The organism is Acidovorax sp. HDW3, assembly GCF_011303755.1.
In the GTDB taxonomy this organism is placed as follows: domain Bacteria; phylum Pseudomonadota; class Gammaproteobacteria; order Burkholderiales; family Burkholderiaceae_C; genus Paenacidovorax.
In genome coordinates this window covers 2,727,662-2,742,675 of sequence record NZ_CP049885.1, presented here as the reverse complement: position 1 = coordinate 2,742,675, position 15,014 = coordinate 2,727,662, and the positions used below count along the sequence as shown (strand labels likewise).

The following is a 15,014-nucleotide window of genomic DNA, read 5'->3' as shown; positions in this document are numbered from 1 at the left end:
GTGTTTCACCGTTACCCAGGGCCACTGCCATGCAACTGCCACCTGTTGATCGATCGCCGCAATGGCGTCCTCAGGGCGCCGATTTGTATTCCACCGGCGCCTCCGGTGCGGTGCCCGTGCGCCCCGTTCATGCGCCCAATCCGGTCGAATCGAGCGACCGGCTGGGCCAGGGGGCCATCGTGCGCGAACCGGACAAGCCCTCGAACATCGACCAGGCCAACCGCGACTGGACGCTGCCCGAGCCCGAAAAAGCCAAAGAGGCGAAAAAAGCCGAAGAACCGCCCAAGGAGCCGCTGTACAAGCAATTGGTGGAGTTGGTTCAGTCCATGTGGCGCGCCAGCACCATGGCCGTCGATATGGCCGATGCCGTCACCAAGGCCGGCCAGCAAGAGCGCATGGCGCAAAACCCACCGCAGGAATCCCCCACCTACGCCGACCCCAAGGTCAAGCGCAGCGGCGGGGTGTAACCCCCCCTCGGGCTCAGGCGGGGTTGGCGACGCCGCTGCTCACATGGCCAGCGGGCACGTGGCGCGCTGCCGAGGCGACGTGGCCCGTCTGGTCGTCAAAGAAAAAGTCGGGCTCGAATTCGCGCAGGAACGGGCCTTTTTCCAGGCCGCCGAGAAACATCGCCTCGTCCACCGCAATGTTCCAGTTCAGCAGCGTCTGAATGGCGCGCTCGTGCGCCGGCGCGCTGCGCGCCGTCACCAGCGCGGTGCGCAGGCGCATGGCGCCGCTGCCGGCCTGCTGCAGCCGGTGCAGGGCCGCCAGCAGGGGTTTGAACGGGCCGTCGGGCAGAGGCTGGGCGGCCTTGTCGCGTTCGTGCTGCTGGAAGGCGGCCAGGCCCTCGCGCTGGTACACCTGCTCGGCCTCGTCGGAGAACAGCACGGCGTCGCCGTCGAAGGCGATGCGCACCTCGTGCGGGTAGGCGCTGCCGGCCTGCACCGATTCGGTCAGCACGCGCGCCGCCGGGTAGCCCAGGTGCAGCGCGGCGCGCACGTCGGCGCCGTTGGCCGAGAGAAACAGATGCGCCCCGAGCGCGCGCAGGTAGTGAAACGGATCGCGCCCCTGGGTGAAAACGCCGCGCTGCACGCTCTCTAGGCCGTGGGCGCGGCAGGAACGGAAGACGCGCATTCCGCTCACCGGGTCGTTGCGCGAGAGCAGCACCACCTCCACACACTGCTGCCCCTCCTGGTTGAAAGCCAGCAGTTTTTTTACCAAAGAGAACGCCACCCCCGGCCGTGCGGGCTGATCCAGGCGCTGGCGCTGCAGCTGCACGTAGGCGCGGTCGTCGTCCTGCTCGAAGACGCGGTTTTCCTCCTCGAAGTCGAACAGGGCGCGCGAGGAGATGGCAACAACGAGCTTGTCGTCCAGGGTCAGGGCCATGGTTTATTTGATGAGTTGGTTCAGCTGGATGATGGGCAGCAGCACCGCCAGCACGATGAGCATCACCATCAGTCCCATGCCGACGATGAGCAGCGGCTCCAGCAGGGTTGCCAGGTGCAGGGCGCGCCGCTGCACCTCGGCGCTGAGCTGGTTGGCCGCGCGCTGCAGCATCACCGGCAGCTGGCCGGTTTGCTCGCCCAGGCGCGCAAACATGGCCACCAGGCCGGGAAAGCGCTTTTTCTGCGCCAGTGCCGAGGCCAGCGGCGCGCCCTCGCGCACCAGCACCAGCGCATCCTGGGCGTCGGCGCGCATGGCGCGGTTGCCCAGGGTGTCGGCGGCGGCCTGCAGCGCCTTGAGGATGGGCACGCCCGCGCCCGCGAGCATGGCCAGGGTGCTGGCAAAACGCGCCGCGTTGTAGCCGCGCGCCAGCCGGCCCACCAGTGGCAGCTGCAGCCAGGCGGCGTCGAATTTTTGCCGAATATGCTCTTGCGCCAGCGCCAGGCGTGCGCCAGCAGCTATCAAAATAAGAGTGAGCAGCATCAGCCAGCCCTGCGCGCGCACGGCGTCGCTCACGGCCAGCATGACGGTGGTGAGAAACGGCAGCGCGCGCTTGGTGCCGGCAAACACCCCCGCCACCTGCGGCACGACGTAGGCCACCAGAAAAAGCACGATGGCAATGGCCACCAGCGTGACGATGGCCGGGTAGAGCGCGGCGCCCACGAGCTTGGCGCGCAGCTGCTGGCGCTCCTCCAGGTCATCGGCCAGGCGCTCGAGCACCAGGCCCAGGCTGCCGCTGGCCTCGCCAGCGCCGATGACGGCGCAATAAATCTCGGAGAACTCGCGCGGATGCTGGCCCAGCGCGCGGGCAAAGCTGGCGCCGGCGTTGACCTCGGCGCGCAGCGCTGCGATCAGGTGGTGCTGGCGTTCATCTTCCGATTCGTCGGCCAGGGCCGTGAGGGCGCGCTCGAGCGGCAGGCTGGAGGCCACAAGGCCAGCGAGCTGGCGCGTCCACACCGCCAGCGTGGTGCTGTTGAACACCGGGCGCGAGAACAGGCGCTGGCTCCAGCCGGGGCCGGCCTCCTCGTCCTGCCCCGGGCTGACGGATTCGACATGCAGCGGCACCAGGGCCTGGGCGCGCAACATGCTGCGTGCGGAGCGGGCGGTGTCGGCTTCTATGGTGCCCTTGCGGGGCTGGCCCTGGGCATCGAGGGCTTCAAAGGAAAACGCGGGCATTCGGCAGGTGGTGAAGAAGGGCAAAAGCGGGCACCATGGTAGCGGCTTCGCAACGCCCGTCGCCGCAGCGACGCACTATGCGGGTAAATGCTTACATAATGCAGCCCTATCAATTGCGCTGGTTTCATTGATGCCGTTTAACGAATGGCCAGTGCAGGAAGGAAAAATCATGGGATTCTTCAGCCGCCTGTTTCAGCCCCAGGGCAAGCCGGTGACGGATGACTGGACCTCGCTGCCCGACAGCCAGGCCAGCGAGTTGGTGCTGCTCGACGACGAGGCCGTACGCGTCATGGCCGAATTTGATATTGAAGAAGCCATCCAGAGCCATGCGCGCTGGCTGCCCTGGCTGGCGCAGGTGCTGCAGGGCGCGCGCGACGAGCGCCTGCGCCCCGAGGTGGTGCGTGAGGCCGAAAGCTCTGAGCTGGGCCAGTGGCTGCAAGACAGCGGGCGCATGGCGCTGGGCCATTTCCCGGCCTACGACATGCTGCTGCGCCGCCACCGCTATTTTCACCAACAGGCTGCGCTCATGATCTTGCACGCCGAGGCGGGCGAGGCGCAGCGCGCGGAGCAGGCGTTCAATGGCTGCCAGCACGCCTCGCGCCAGGTGGTGCTGCTGCTGCGCGAGCTCCAGCGCGGCCTGGCGGCGAGCCGGCGCCGCCAGGCCTCGCCGTCTTCCTAATCGCGCGTTACGCGCAGCACTTCTTCGCGGCTGGTGATGCCGGTGGCGATCAGGCGCTCTGCGTCCTGGCGCATCAGCACCATGCCGCCTTGCTGCGCTTGGGCGCGGATGTCGGCCTCGGGCGCCTGGTTGTGGATGCGCGCGCGGATGGTGTCATCCACCGTCAGCAGCTCGAAGACGCCGGTGCGCCCGGCGTAGCCGGTGTGGCCGCAGTGTTCGCAGCCGCTGCCTTCGCAGTGGCGGCAGTATTTGCGCACCAGGCGCTGCGCCAGCACGCCCAGCAGCGACGAGCTGAGCAAAAATGGCTCAACCCCCATGTCGGTCAGGCGCGTGATGGCGCTGGTGGCGTCGTTGGTGTGCAGTGTGGCGAGCACCAGGTGGCCGGTGAGCGAGGCCTGGATGGCAATCTGCGCGGTTTCAAAGTCGCGGATCTCGCCGATCATGATCACGTCCGGGTCCTGGCGCAGGATGGCGCGCAGCGCCTTGGCAAAGGTCAGGTCGATCTTGGCGTTGACCTGCGTCTGGCCCACGCCCGGCAGCTCGTATTCGATGGGGTCTTCCACCGTCATGATGTTGCCCTGCGAGGCGTCCAGGCGCGAGAGTGCGGCGTAAAGCGTGGTCGTCTTGCCTGAGCCGGTCGGGCCCGTCACCAAGATGATGCCGTGCGGCTGCGCAATCAGGCCCTCAAAGCGCTCCAGGGTCTGGCCCTGCATCCCCACCGATTCGAGCGTGAGTTTGCTCTCGCTCTTGTCCAAAAGGCGCAGCACGGCGCGCTCACCGTGGGCGCTGGGCAGGGTGGAGACGCGCACGTCGATGGCCTTGGTGCCCAGGCGCAGGCTGATGCGCCCGTCCTGCGGCAGGCGTTTTTCGGCAATGTCGAGGTCGGCCATGATCTTCAGGCGCGAGATCAGCGCCGCGTGCAGCGCGCGGTTGGGCTGCACGATCTCGCGCAGGCTGCCATCGACGCGAAAGCGCACGCTCGAATGGCGCTCGTAGGGCTCGATGTGGATGTCGCTGGCGCCGTCGCGCGCGGCCTGCGTTAGCAGGGCGTTGAGCATACGGATGATGGGCGCGTCGTCGGCGTTTTCGAGCAAATCCTCGACAGCGGGCAGCTCCTGCATCATGCGCGAGAGATCGGCCTCTTCCTCGACCTCGCTCACCACCGAGGCCGCGCTCGATTCCCCTTGGGAATAAGCGGCGCTGATGCGCTGCGCCAGCTGCGCCGGCGCCAGCGTGGCAAATTGGCGCACGTTGTACTTGCGTTGCACTTCGGAGAGTGCCTGCAGCAGCTGGGCGCCGGGCTGCGGCGCGTGCCAAAGCACGGGCTGCTGGCCGTCGTCTTCGAGCAGCAGCTGGGCGCTGCGGGCAAAGGCGTAGGGCAGGGGGTAGCGCATCCTCGGGCCTTTGTCCTTATTCCTGGCGGATCACTTTGGCGTCCATGTCCAGGGCGCGCACACGGGCAGCGGCGGTGTCGGCGCCTTCGTTGCTGCTGTAGGGGCCGACGCGCACGCGCACGCGCGGGCCCCGGTTGGTGCTGATGGACTGCGTGACCACCGGCAGCCCCGCTTGGCGCAGCTGTGCCTGCGTGGCCCGGGCGTTGCGTGCGTTGGCAAACATGCCGACGTTGACGAAATAGCGGCCATCGTCGGCAGCGGCAGCGGTGGGGGCTGGCGCAGGTTGCGGTGTGGGCGCCGGGGTTTGAATCACGGGCGTGGCCGCAGGCGTGGCGGTGGCTTCGGGGGCCGGGGCCAATGCGGGCGCGGTTTCGGCGGGCGCGGCTGGGGCCGGGCGTGCGGGCAGCGGTGCCAGCACCGGGGCGTTGTTCACGGTGCGCAGCAGCAGGCTCGATTCGGGCTGCGCGCCTTGCTGCACGGCGCGGATGGCGTCGTAGCGGTCGGTCATCAGGGCGTCGCTGGTGGCCGCGTCGCGCACCACGGTGGGGCGCAGGAAAATCATCAGATTGGTTTTCTTGCGTGCGCGGCTTTCACTGCGAAATAGATTGCCCACCAGTGGGAGGTCGCCCATCACCGGCACTTTGTCCTCGGCCTGGGCGTATTGGTCTTCGAGCAGGCCGCCGATGACGATGATGCTGCCGTCATCGACCAGCACGTTGGACTCGACCGAGCGCTTGCTCGTGGTCGGGCCGTTGGGGTCCTTCAGGGTGGAGGAATCGACCTTGGAGATCTCCTGGTAGATCGCCAGTTTGACGGTGCCGTTCTCGTTGATCTGCGGGCGCACCTTGAGCATCAGGCCCACGTCCTTGCGCTCGACGGTGGTGAACGGGTTGACGGCGCCGCTGCTGCCGCCGGTGTTGGCGTAGGAGCCGGTGACGAAGGGCACGTTGTCGCCGATGACGATCTTCGCCTCCTCGTTGTCCAGCGTCATCAGGTTGGGGGTCGAGAGCACGTTGGCGTCGCCGCTGTTTTGCAGGAAGTTGGCCAGCGCCCCCAGGTAATACTGCCCAGCGACGCGCGGTGCCAGCGCCAGGTTCAGGCCCTTGCCCAGGCTGCCTGCGGCCTTCGCCGCTTCTGTGCCGCCTTGTGCCAGCCCGGCAGTGAGGTTGATGATGTTGCCGCCGGCAATGCTGGAGTTGTTGCCGATGGCGCCGACCACGCCGTCGCCGTTCTTGCCCATCACGCCCTGCCACTGGATGCCGAATTCGGCCAGCTTGCTGGCGGTGACTTCGACGATCAGGCTCTCGACCAGCACCTGGGCGCGGCGGCCATCGAGCTTGTCGATGACAGCGCGCAGCTGGCGGTACAGCGGCTCGGGGGCGGTGATGATGAGCGAGTTCGTCGTCGGATCGGCCTGGATCAGGCCGCCGGTGGAGGGTTGGTTGCTGTTGCCGCCCGACAGGCTCGCGCCCGCGCCCAGGCCGGCGCCGTTGCCCCCCGCGCTGCTGCCCGCCAGGCCGGAGCTGGCGCCGGTGGTGCTGGCGCTCGTGGGCGTCAGGCCGGTGCTGGGTGCGCCGCCGCTGCTGCCCCCACCGCCGCCGGCAGCGGCCACGCCGCCCATGCTTGCCATGGCAGCGCGCAGCGTCACGGCGAGCTTGGTGGCATCGGCATTTTTCAGGTACACGACGTGGATGTTGCCGGTGGCGGCGCCGCTGCCGGGGGCGGCGGGGTGGTCGAGCTTGGCCACCAGGGAGCGGATCTGCGCCACGCGCGCCGGGTTGGCCGCACGCACGACGATGGAGTTGCTGCGCGGCTCGGCCAGCAGCGCGGTCTTGAAAGATGTGTCGGCCTGGCCCTGCGGGGCGCCGGCGCCGCCGTTGCTGCCGCCATCGATCAGGCGCGTGAGCAGCGGCACCAGGTCGCCAGCGAGGGCGTATTGCAGTGGAATGATCTCAACATCGGTGGCGTTGGCCACGTCCATGGCGGCAATGATGCGTGCCATGCGCTGCAGGTTGTCGGCGTAGTCGGTGATGACCAGCGAGTTGTTGCCGGGGTTGACGTTGATGGTGTTGTTCGGGCTGATGAGCGGGCGCAGCACCGGCACCAGGTTGTTCGCGTTCTCAAAGTTGAGCTTGAAAATCTGCGTCACGATCTGCCCGCCGTGCGGCACGCCGGCGCTGCCCCCGCCCTGGGTGACGCCGACGCTGCCCGCCTGCAGCTTGGCGTCGGCCTCGGGCACGACCTTGTACAGGCCGGCAGCCTCGACCACCGTAAAGCCCTGCAGCCGCAGCGCTGCCAGGAACTGGTCGAACGCGGCCGCCGGCGCCACCGGGCGATCGGTTACCAGGTTGAGCTGGCCCTTGACGCGTGGATCGACAACCACGTTGCGCCCGGTGATGGTGGCCATGGTGCGCGCCACGGCCTCGATGTCGGCACCGGCAAAGTTCAGCGTCACCGGCTCGCCCGCGCGTACGCTGGTCTGGCCGGGGCTGATTGCCGTTTGGGCATGAATTTGGCCGCTAGCGCTTGCCAGTAAAGCGCAAGCAGCTATCGAATTAAGAGCAAACTGAAAGAGGCGCGGGGTCTTGGAGTTCATATCAGTCAACCCAGAGAAATAACGGAGCGGGGGCCGGAGCGGCGCCCGATGATGTTGAGCAGGTTCGACAGCTGCGCCTCGTCGTCGGGCGCGGCGCTGGCTTCGCCGGTGAAATGCAGGCGCGAGCCCACCCACTGGCCGCTGCCGCTGAGCCGCAGGTGGCCTTCGATGGTTTGCAGCGTCAGGCTGGGCGCGCTGGCGCTGCTGCCGGCGAGCAGCAGGCGGTAGCTGCCCATGGGGCGCAGGCTCGACAGGCGCGAGGACATGGCCAGCGCATCGAGCTGCAGCTGGCCCTCGAGCTGCATCCGGCCCTGCGCCCATTCCAGGCTCACGCCCTGCGTTTGCAGCGCCAGGCGGCCCTGTGGCTGCAGCGTGTTCCAGGGCGTGCCCAGGCCGCTGAGCACCTGGGCCGGCCATTGGCTTTGGCTGTTACCGATGACGACGCGGGCCCCGCCCCAGCGCGGCGCCAGCGCCATGCGCAGCGGGCTGCTGGTGCAGCAGTCAGCCTGCAGCAGCAGGCTCAGGCCCCACCAGCGCGGGCGCAGCTGCCACTGCACGCGCCCGGGCAGGGCGGCGCGGTCCTGGCTTTGTGCACCGCCGCTGAGCACCAGCTGGGCCGAGCCGCTCCAGACGGTGCCGCGCGCCTGCGCCAGCACCAGCTGCTGGCCGCTGGCCTGTGCCAGGGTGCCAGCGAGCCACTGCGCCGGGGCAAAAAACACCAGCGCCGCGAGCAGGCCCAGCGCCAGCCCGGCCAGCGCCCAGCCCTTGGGTGCGCGTGGCGGCGGCGGTGGCCGGCGCGAACGTGAGGAGGCGGCACGGGTGGCCGAGCGCGCACGCGCTGGCGTGCCTGCCATGGCAGGGGGGCGCTGGACGGGCGTGGTGCTGCCCATCAGCGGGCCTTGTCCGCGCTGGGCAGGGTCAGCACCAGGGAGCCGCTCCAGCGCGGCTCCTCGGCCGTGCTGGTGCGTTGCGTGGGGGCGTCGCCAGCGCGCGCCAGGTGCGCTTCTTGCGTGGCGGCGTGGGCGTTGTTGCGCGCCAGAACCAGCCACTGCGCCAGGGCGCTGGCGTTGGCGTCTTTGATGGTGACGGTGGCCCTGTCGCCGCTGAATTGGATTTTGGCGCTCTCGCCAAGCTGCTGCGCCAGGGCGTTTTGCAGGCTGCGGCGGGCGTCGGCGGTGCGCAGCTGGGGGGCGTTTTGCAGCTGCTGCGCCTCTTGCTGCAGGGCCAGCATCTGCTGCAGCGCGCTGTCGAGCTCGGCGTGGCGTGCCGGGGCGCTGCGCAGCGTCGCCAGGGCCGGCGCCAGCGCCAGCCACCACAGCAGGGCCAGTGCCAGGACGGCGCAGGCGCCGAGCAGCAGGTTTTGCTCGCGGGCGGCGAGCTTGCTCCAGCGCGCTTGCAGCGCCAGCCAGGCGGCGGGGCGGGGGGTGCTCATGGCTGGGCCTCCGGGCGAATGGTCAGGGCGCTGTCGCTCGCCTGCGCCTGGTAGCCACTGCCGGCCAGGCGTTCGCGCAAGGTGGCGCTGAGCTCGCCGGTCACGTCCAGGCCGCGCAGGCGCAGTTCGCCGTTTTGGTAGTCGATGGCTTGCGGCAGGCTGGCGCCGGCAATGCCCTGCAGCGCCTGGCCGGTGGTGGCCAGCAGCGGTTCCAGGTCGTGCTCGGAGATGCCGCCCGCGCCCTGGCGCAGCTGTGCCAGCTCGCGCTGCATTTGCACCGGGGCATCGACCACTACCTGAATCTGGGGAAAGGTTTGCTTGAGCAGGCTGCGCACCTGCGCTTGCTTGGCGGCGAGCGCCTGGCGCTCTTGCCAGGCCCAGGCGTTCAGGCCCAGCAGGTGCGCGCCCAGCAGCAGGGCAGCGCCCCAGCGGGCGGCGCGCCACTGCGGCGCGCGCAGCAAGGCGCCGGCGGCGCTGCCGGCCTTGCGCAGCAGGCGCGTGCGGCCATGGCTGGCCAGGTCCAGCTGTGCCAGATCCCAGTCGCTGCGCGCGGCGCGCAGGGCGCGTTCGGCGGCGGTGACGATTTGCACCGGGCGCCCGAGCAAATCCTCGACCAGTTCGGCCACTGCCGGGTCGGCCTGCAGCGTGGGGCTGTCTTCGTTCTGGCTGGGCACTTCGGCCAGGAGGGCGGGTGCGGCGGCCAGGGGCAACAGCGCCAGGGCCTGCTCCTCGCCCTGGCTGGTGGCGAGCAGCTGGGCGTCGCCAGGGCTGCCCAGGGCAAAGTATTCGGCGCTGGCGGCCAGGGGGGCGAATTCGGGCACGATGCGCGCCACCGGGCGGCCTGCGGCTTCGAGCTGCTGCAGGCACTGCAGCAGCCAGGCGCGGCTGCACACCGCAACCCAGGCGCTCTCGCCGGCGCGTGCGCCCGGCTGCAGGGCAAAGTGCAGCTGCGCCGGGTCGTCGAGCAGGCGGTCTTCGAGCAGGCCGTCGAGCACGGCGCGCAGGCGCGGGGCGTTGTTCAGGGGCAGGTTCTGCGGCAGGGCCACGCGCAGCCAGGACAGAGCGCGCACGGGCACCACGGCCACGGTTTCGCCGGCGCGGCCTTGCGGCGGCAGCAGCGCGGGCGCGGCCTGGCCCTGGCGCTCGATCTGGTGGCCATCGGGGCTGACCAGGTAGCCGAAGGGGCTGTGCGGCCCGGGCGGGGTCAGGGGCAGGGTGAGGATGAGGGTGCTCATGGCAGTGTGCGGGCGATTCTAGGGGAGCACCGAGAGCGATTTGACCGGTGAAGGGCGGGAATCGGGCCCCATTTGGGCGTTTAGCTGCGCCGGTGGGGGCAGGGCGCTGCGCTGGCGCCACAGTACGTACACTTGGCCCATGTAGCGCTCGACCTGGGAGCGTTCTTCCACCGTGGTGCTGCCCAGGCGCAGGCGCCCGCGCACCTCGAAAAAGCTGCTGCCTACGCTCAGGACGTTGCCGTCGGGCAGGTTGACGTCGTTGCCCAGGGCCTGTTTGACCTCGTCGATGGAGCGAAAGTAGCGCGCGCCGCGTGTCTGCACCAGCTTCATGGCGCCGGCCTGGTCCAGGCCGTCGATGGCGGCCCAGAGCACATCGACGCTGGCGGTGTTGACGTTTACCGGCATCGCCTTGGGCAGCATGGCCACATGCGGCGCCAGCAGCGCCACGGTGGTGGGCGACAGGCCCAGCCAGCCCAGCTGCTCGGCGCTGGCGGGCAGCAGCGGCGCATCTTGCTCGCTGCCTTGCTGGGCGCGGCGCAGGCCCTCGACCAGCAGCGTCAGCTCGGCGGGCGAGAGGCCCAGGCGCTCGAACAAGCGTTCAAACTGGCGTTTGGCCACTTTGGACTGGGCTTCGCTCGGCAGCAGGTTGCGCAGGTTCAGGCGCGCTTGCAGATCGACGATCTGACCGGAGAGAAAGGCGTCGGTGGTGTCCACGCTGGCGTCGTCCACCTGCACGGTGTTTTTCTCGGCGGCGAGGAAGGTGGACAGGCGCGCTTCTTCGAGCGGCACGGCCCAGGGTTCGTCCAGGTGGTCGGTACCGCTGGCGCGGCCATCTTCGACCAGGATCAGGCGCGACCAGTCGAGTGCGCCGAGCAAAATCCAGCCCGCTTGCACGCGTGCGCGCTCGGCGGTTTCGACCTCGACGGCACGCCACTGCTGCCACAGCGTAGCGGCGGCAAAAGACGCCACCAGGGTGACGGTGAGCATGGCCGCGAGCAGCGCGGCGCCCCTTTGGCGCAGGCCCGTCATGGCACGCTCCGGGGGCTGACGGGGTTGAACCAGTCGCGCGTGAGCAGGCCGGCCGTGGCCTGGCCCGGCGCCAGCGTCAGCTCCAGGCGTATGCCCTCCGGAATGCTGCTGCGCGTGGACAGGGCGGTGCCAGGGTTGTTGGTGCCGTTGGCGCCGCTATTGCTGGCGCTCGATTGCGGGTTCGTCCAGGCGCCGCCCCGGTAGTACAGCAGGCGCCACGCTTGCAGGGGCAGCAGGGCAACTTCTTGTTTGCGCGCCTCGGCCCCGGGGTTGCGTGCCCATTGCGCTGCGCTTTGCCAGGCTTGGTGCCACTGCGTGCGCGTGCGCAGCGGCGGCGATTGCCAGCGCAGCCACATGTCCACGCCGTCCACGTTGCGCCGCGTCCAGGCAACCACGAGCGCGCCCGGGTCGGGGTAGGCGCTGGAGCGGCGCGTCAGGCGCAGCACCTGGCCGTCCCAGTCCAGGGTGCTGGTGTGTTCGAGCGGCTGCAGCGCATCGAGGTCGGCGCTCCATTGCGCCAGGGTGGTTTGCAGCGTCAGGTGGGCGTCGGCGCGGCTGCGTGTTTGTTCCTGCGCGCGCACCATGCCGTCGAGGCCGCGCCAGCTGAGCACGGCCAGCAGCGCCATGATGGCAATCGCCGTCATCAGTTCGATCAGGGTGAAGCCATGTGCCCGCAGCAGGCGTGGGTGTGGGCGTGAACGCATCAGTTGCGCCCCTGGATGGTGGAGACGCGCAGCACGGCGTAGCCCTCGGCGTTGAAGACCTGGGCATCGACGCGGCGGAACATGGGGTTGGGCGTGGGGCGCACGTGCAGCTGCAGGTCAAACACCGCGCCCGCCTGCTCGCAGCGGCTGCTGCTGTCGCCCACGGCAGGCAGCTGGCGCAGCAGGCGCAGGCCGACCAGGGCGTTGTCGGCGCAGGACTGGGCCAGCAGCACCTCGCTTTGGCGTGCGGCGTTGTGTGTGAGCGCGCTCGTCGCCTGCAGGCCGGCGAGCAGGGCAATGGCCGTGATGGCCAGCGCCACCATGACCTCGACCAGGGTAAAGCCCGCTTGCCGCGTCATGGCGCGGCCTCGACGGTGAAGGGGTGCAGGCCGTCGGTGGCCACTTGCAGCCGGCGTTCGGGCTGGTCGGCCAGCGACAGCAGCACCTGCTGTGGCGGGATCAGGGGCTCGGGCCCGAGCAGCAACTCCCCCTGACCCGGTGCGGTTTGGGCGGTGGTGGCGCTGTCGAGCCAGGCGCTGGGCAGCTGCTCGGGCGGCAGGCCCTCGAAGCGAAAGCCGTTGCCCTGCAGGCGCCAGCGCACGGGCACGCCACTGGCGCGCGACTGCGCGCGTGCCGCTTCGAGCAGGGCTGCCAGACGCTCGCCCTCGCGCTCCAGGCGCGTGCTGGCGCCATCGCGCAGGCTCAGACTGACGCCGGCGGTGGCAATCGCCATGATGGCGACCACGACCAGCAGCTCCAAAAGGGTAAAGCCCCGCTGCAGCGGGGCGTGCGGGCTCACTGCCAGCTGCCGATGTCGGCGTCCTTGCCTTCGCCACCCGATTGGCCGTCGGCGCCGAAGGACATGACGTCGATCGGGCCCTTGATGCCGGGGTTCAGGTACTGGTAGGGGCGGCCCCAGGGATCGTTGGGCAGTTTTTCAAGATAGGGCTTCCAGTTGCCCGGGATGGGGCCGCTGGTGGGCTTGACCACCAGCGCCTGCAGGCCCTGCTCGGCCGTGGGGTAGCGTTGGTTGTCCAGGCGGTAGAGCTTGAGCGCCTGCATGACGTTGGTGATGTCGGTGCGCGCGGCGGTCACGCGGGCGTCGTCGGCGCGGTCGAGCACGTTGGGCACGATGAGTGCCGCCAGCACGCCGATGATGACCAGCACCACCATCAGCTCGATCAGGGTAAAGCCCGCCGCCAGACGCTGGCGCAGGCTGCGGGCCTGGCGCACGCGATGGACGTGGCGGGCCAGGGACGTGGGGGCGAACGTGGGGGTGAAATGGGGTGGGATAGGCATAGCCGGTCAATCATAATCGCGCCATGGCCACCGCATCCCGCTCCAAAAAATCTGCTGTTGCAACTCCTGCGCCCTGGGGCGCGCGCCTTGCCACCTTTGCGCTGTGGGCGCTTGCGGGGGGTAGTGTGGTCTATTGGGGTTTGCGCCTATTCGACAAGCCCCTGCCCGGGGCCGCGCTGGCGCCAGCGCCAGTGGCCAGCACCCCCGACGCCCTGGCCCTGGGGCGCCTGCTGGGCATGGTGCCGGCGCCACCACCGGGGGCGCAGGCGGCAGCGCCGGTGCAGGGGCGCATGGCCCTGGTGGGCCTGCTTGCCGGGCGTGAAAGCGGTGGCGGCGCGGCGCTGATCTCCATCGACGGCCTGCCGGCCAAGCCGTTTCGCGTCGGCGCCACGGTGGAGGCCGGCCTGGTGCTGCAAAACGTCACCGGGCGCGAGGCGCACCTCGGGCCGGCGCCGGGCGCGGCCAGCACCGTGACCCTGGCGATCCCGCTGCCGCCTGGTGGCGTGCAGCCGCAGTAAATTCTTTACGCCCCTTTACTGGAACGCCACCTCGGCAAAGCTGCGCAGCTTGCGGCTGTGCAGGCGCGCGGCGCCGCCGGCGCGCAGCAGCTCGATGGCACGCAGGCCGATGCGCAGGTGCTGATCGACGCGCTCGCGGTAGAAGTGGTTGGCCATGCCCGGCAGCTTGATTTCGCCGTGCAGCGGCTTATCTGACACGCACAGCAGCGTGCCGTAGGGCACGCGAAAGCGAAAGCCGTTGGCGGCGATGGTGGCGCTCTCCATGTCCAGCGCCACGGCGCGGCTTTGGCTAAAGCGCTGTTGCGGCAAATTGTTGGGCAGCAGCTCCCAGTTGCGGTTGTCGGTGCTGGCGACGGTGCCGGTGCGCATGATGCGTTTGAGCTCGCCCTCGGGAATTTGCGATACGTCGGCCACGGCCTGCTGCAGTGCCTGCTGGATCTCGGCCAGCGCCGGGATGGGCACCCACAGCGGCAGGTCTTCGTCGAGCACATGGTCTTCGCGCACGTAGGCGTGCGCCAGCACGTAGTCGCCCAGCTGCTGGCTGTGGCGCAGGCCGGCGCAGTGGCCCAGCATCAGCCAGGCGTGCGGGCGCAGCACGGCGATGTGGTCGGTGATGGTTTTGGCGTTCGCCGGGCCGACGCCGATGTTCACCATGGTGATGCCGCTGCAGTCTTTGCGCACCAGGTGGTAGGCCGGCATTTGCGGCAGGCGCGGCGGCGCCATGCCGCGTGCGTCGCCGGGCTCGGGCGCGAGGCCCACGCGGCGCGTGACGACGTTGCCGGGCTCGATGAAGGCGACGTACTCGCTCTCGGGGTTGGCCATCTCCGCCAGCCCGAGGCGGATGAAGTCGTCGATGTAGAACTGGTAGTTGGTGAACAGCACGAAATTTTGGAACCACTCGGGCTGCGTGCCGCTGTAGTGGCGCAGGCGTTGCAGCGAGTAATCGATGCGCGCAGCGGTGAACAGCGACAGCGGCTGCGCCTGGCCCGGCTGCGGCTGCCAGGTGCCGTTGGCGATGCCGTCGTCCATGGCGGTGAGGTCGGGCAGGTCGAACAAATCGCGCATCAACAGGCGCCGCTCGGCGCTCAGCTGGCCCTCGACGTGATCCTGCTCGGCAAAGGAAAAATGCACCGGAATCGGCTGATTGCTGGTGGCCACCTCCAGCGCCACGCCGTGGCTTTGGCGCAGCAGGGTCAGCTGCTGCAGGTAGTAGCTGGCAAACAGATCCGGGCGGGTGAGGGTGGTTTCGTAGTGGCCCGGGCCTTCGACGAAGCCGTAGGCCAGCTGCGTGGGTGCGCGGGCCACGGTGTGCGTGCGCAGGCGCACCAGCGGGTAGTAGGCGCGCACCGGCTGGGGCGGGGTTTCGCCCGCCACAAAGCGCTGCATGTGCTGGCGCAGGTGCTCGATCTGCTGCTGGTAGATGTGCTGAATCTGTGCCAGCGCTGCTGCCGGGTCGTCGTGCTCGGTGGGCGCGGTGAAGGTGGTGAGGTAGGCCATGGATGTGCATTGTCC

The 15,014-nt window shown here is 69.5% G+C and carries 16 protein-coding genes; 3 read left to right on the top strand and 13 right to left on the bottom strand.

Annotated elements, in window-relative coordinates; genetic code table 11:
- The first annotated feature begins 29 nt into the window (after nucleotides 1–29).
- On the top strand, nucleotides 30–467 hold the full coding sequence (locus tag G7045_RS12680) for a hypothetical protein (RefSeq protein ID WP_166159958.1): 438 nt from the start codon (nucleotides 30–32) through the stop codon (nucleotides 465–467).
- A gap of 13 nt (nucleotides 468–480) precedes the next feature.
- Here the strand turns inward: G7045_RS12680 and G7045_RS12675 are convergent, their stop codons facing one another.
- Both G7045_RS12675 and gspF read right to left on the bottom strand, forming a co-directional pair.
- Nucleotides 481–1,383 (bottom strand): 5'-nucleotidase, encoded by a 903-nt coding sequence (locus tag G7045_RS12675; RefSeq protein WP_166159957.1) that lies wholly within the window; start codon nucleotides 1,381–1,383, stop codon nucleotides 481–483.
- A gap of 3 nt (nucleotides 1,384–1,386) precedes the next feature.
- The gene (gene gspF / locus G7045_RS12670) at nucleotides 1,387–2,616 is read right to left on the bottom strand and encodes a type II secretion system inner membrane protein GspF (protein ID WP_166159956.1); all 1,230 of its coding nucleotides are present in this window, start codon (nucleotides 2,614–2,616) and stop codon (nucleotides 1,387–1,389) included.
- A gap of 169 nt (nucleotides 2,617–2,785) precedes the next feature.
- On the opposite strand from gspF, the gene G7045_RS12665 reads away from it, so the two are divergent.
- On the top strand, nucleotides 2,786–3,295 hold the full coding sequence (locus G7045_RS12665) for a CZB domain-containing protein (RefSeq protein WP_166159955.1): 510 nt from the start codon (nucleotides 2,786–2,788) through the stop codon (nucleotides 3,293–3,295).
- Here the strand turns inward: G7045_RS12665 and G7045_RS12660 are convergent.
- Genes G7045_RS12660 through gspG form a run of 10 tightly spaced genes read right to left on the bottom strand, consistent with a single transcriptional unit; the run spans nucleotide 3,292 to nucleotide 12,984 of the window.
- Nucleotides 3,292–4,689, bottom strand: coding sequence for a GspE/PulE family protein (locus G7045_RS12660; protein ID WP_166159954.1), 1,398 nt, complete (start codon nucleotides 4,687–4,689; stop codon nucleotides 3,292–3,294). The two genes, G7045_RS12665 and G7045_RS12660, sit on opposite strands and share 4 nt — an antisense overlap.
- Before the next feature lie 16 nt (nucleotides 4,690–4,705).
- A complete protein-coding gene (gene gspD, locus G7045_RS12655) occupies nucleotides 4,706–7,285 on the bottom strand; it encodes a type II secretion system secretin GspD (protein ID WP_205737195.1) in 2,580 nt (859 codons plus the stop codon).
- A gap of 5 nt (nucleotides 7,286–7,290) precedes the next feature.
- On the bottom strand, nucleotides 7,291–8,139 hold the full coding sequence (gene gspN / locus G7045_RS12650) for a type II secretion system protein N (RefSeq protein ID WP_166160461.1): 849 nt from the start codon (nucleotides 8,137–8,139) through the stop codon (nucleotides 7,291–7,293).
- A gap of 35 nt (nucleotides 8,140–8,174) precedes the next feature.
- On the bottom strand, nucleotides 8,175–8,717 hold the full coding sequence (gene gspM, locus G7045_RS12645; protein WP_166159952.1) for a type II secretion system protein GspM: 543 nt from the start codon (nucleotides 8,715–8,717) through the stop codon (nucleotides 8,175–8,177).
- Nucleotides 8,714–9,952 carry a type II secretion system protein GspL gene (gene gspL, locus G7045_RS12640; RefSeq protein WP_166159951.1) on the bottom strand — a complete coding sequence of 413 codons (1,239 nt, stop codon included), beginning with the start codon at nucleotides 9,950–9,952 and terminating at the stop codon, nucleotides 8,714–8,716. Before gspL ends, gspM begins: the two co-directional genes overlap by 4 nt.
- Before the next feature lie 18 nt (nucleotides 9,953–9,970).
- Nucleotides 9,971–10,981, bottom strand: coding sequence for a type II secretion system minor pseudopilin GspK (gene gspK, locus G7045_RS12635; protein ID WP_166159950.1), 1,011 nt, complete (start codon nucleotides 10,979–10,981; stop codon nucleotides 9,971–9,973).
- A complete protein-coding gene (locus tag G7045_RS12630) occupies nucleotides 10,978–11,685 on the bottom strand; it encodes a prepilin-type N-terminal cleavage/methylation domain-containing protein (RefSeq protein ID WP_166159949.1) in 708 nt (235 codons plus the stop codon). Before G7045_RS12630 ends, gspK begins: the two co-directional genes overlap by 4 nt.
- Nucleotides 11,685–12,044 carry a type II secretion system minor pseudopilin GspI gene (gene gspI, locus G7045_RS12625; RefSeq protein ID WP_166159948.1) on the bottom strand — a complete coding sequence of 120 codons (360 nt, stop codon included), beginning with the start codon at nucleotides 12,042–12,044 and terminating at the stop codon, nucleotides 11,685–11,687. The genes G7045_RS12630 and gspI overlap by 1 nt, the downstream gene beginning before the upstream one ends.
- The gene (locus tag G7045_RS12620) at nucleotides 12,041–12,484 is read right to left on the bottom strand and encodes a prepilin-type N-terminal cleavage/methylation domain-containing protein (protein ID WP_240919223.1); all 444 of its coding nucleotides are present in this window, start codon (nucleotides 12,482–12,484) and stop codon (nucleotides 12,041–12,043) included. The genes gspI and G7045_RS12620 overlap by 4 nt, the downstream gene beginning before the upstream one ends.
- Nucleotides 12,481–12,984, bottom strand: a complete 504-nt coding sequence (gene gspG / locus G7045_RS12615) for a type II secretion system major pseudopilin GspG (protein ID WP_166159947.1) — start codon at nucleotides 12,982–12,984, stop codon at nucleotides 12,481–12,483. The genes G7045_RS12620 and gspG overlap by 4 nt, the downstream gene beginning before the upstream one ends.
- A gap of 23 nt (nucleotides 12,985–13,007) precedes the next feature.
- Between gspG and G7045_RS12610 the strand changes: the two genes are divergently transcribed.
- The gene (locus G7045_RS12610) at nucleotides 13,008–13,502 is read left to right on the top strand and encodes a general secretion pathway protein C (protein ID WP_166159946.1); all 495 of its coding nucleotides are present in this window, start codon (nucleotides 13,008–13,010) and stop codon (nucleotides 13,500–13,502) included.
- A 15-nt stretch (nucleotides 13,503–13,517) separates the two neighbouring features.
- On the opposite strand, the gene G7045_RS12605 is transcribed toward G7045_RS12610, so the two are convergent.
- Nucleotides 13,518–14,999 carry an AMP nucleosidase gene (locus G7045_RS12605; RefSeq protein ID WP_166159945.1) on the bottom strand — a complete coding sequence of 494 codons (1,482 nt, stop codon included), beginning with the start codon at nucleotides 14,997–14,999 and terminating at the stop codon, nucleotides 13,518–13,520.
- Nucleotides 15,000–15,014 lie beyond the last annotated feature (15 nt).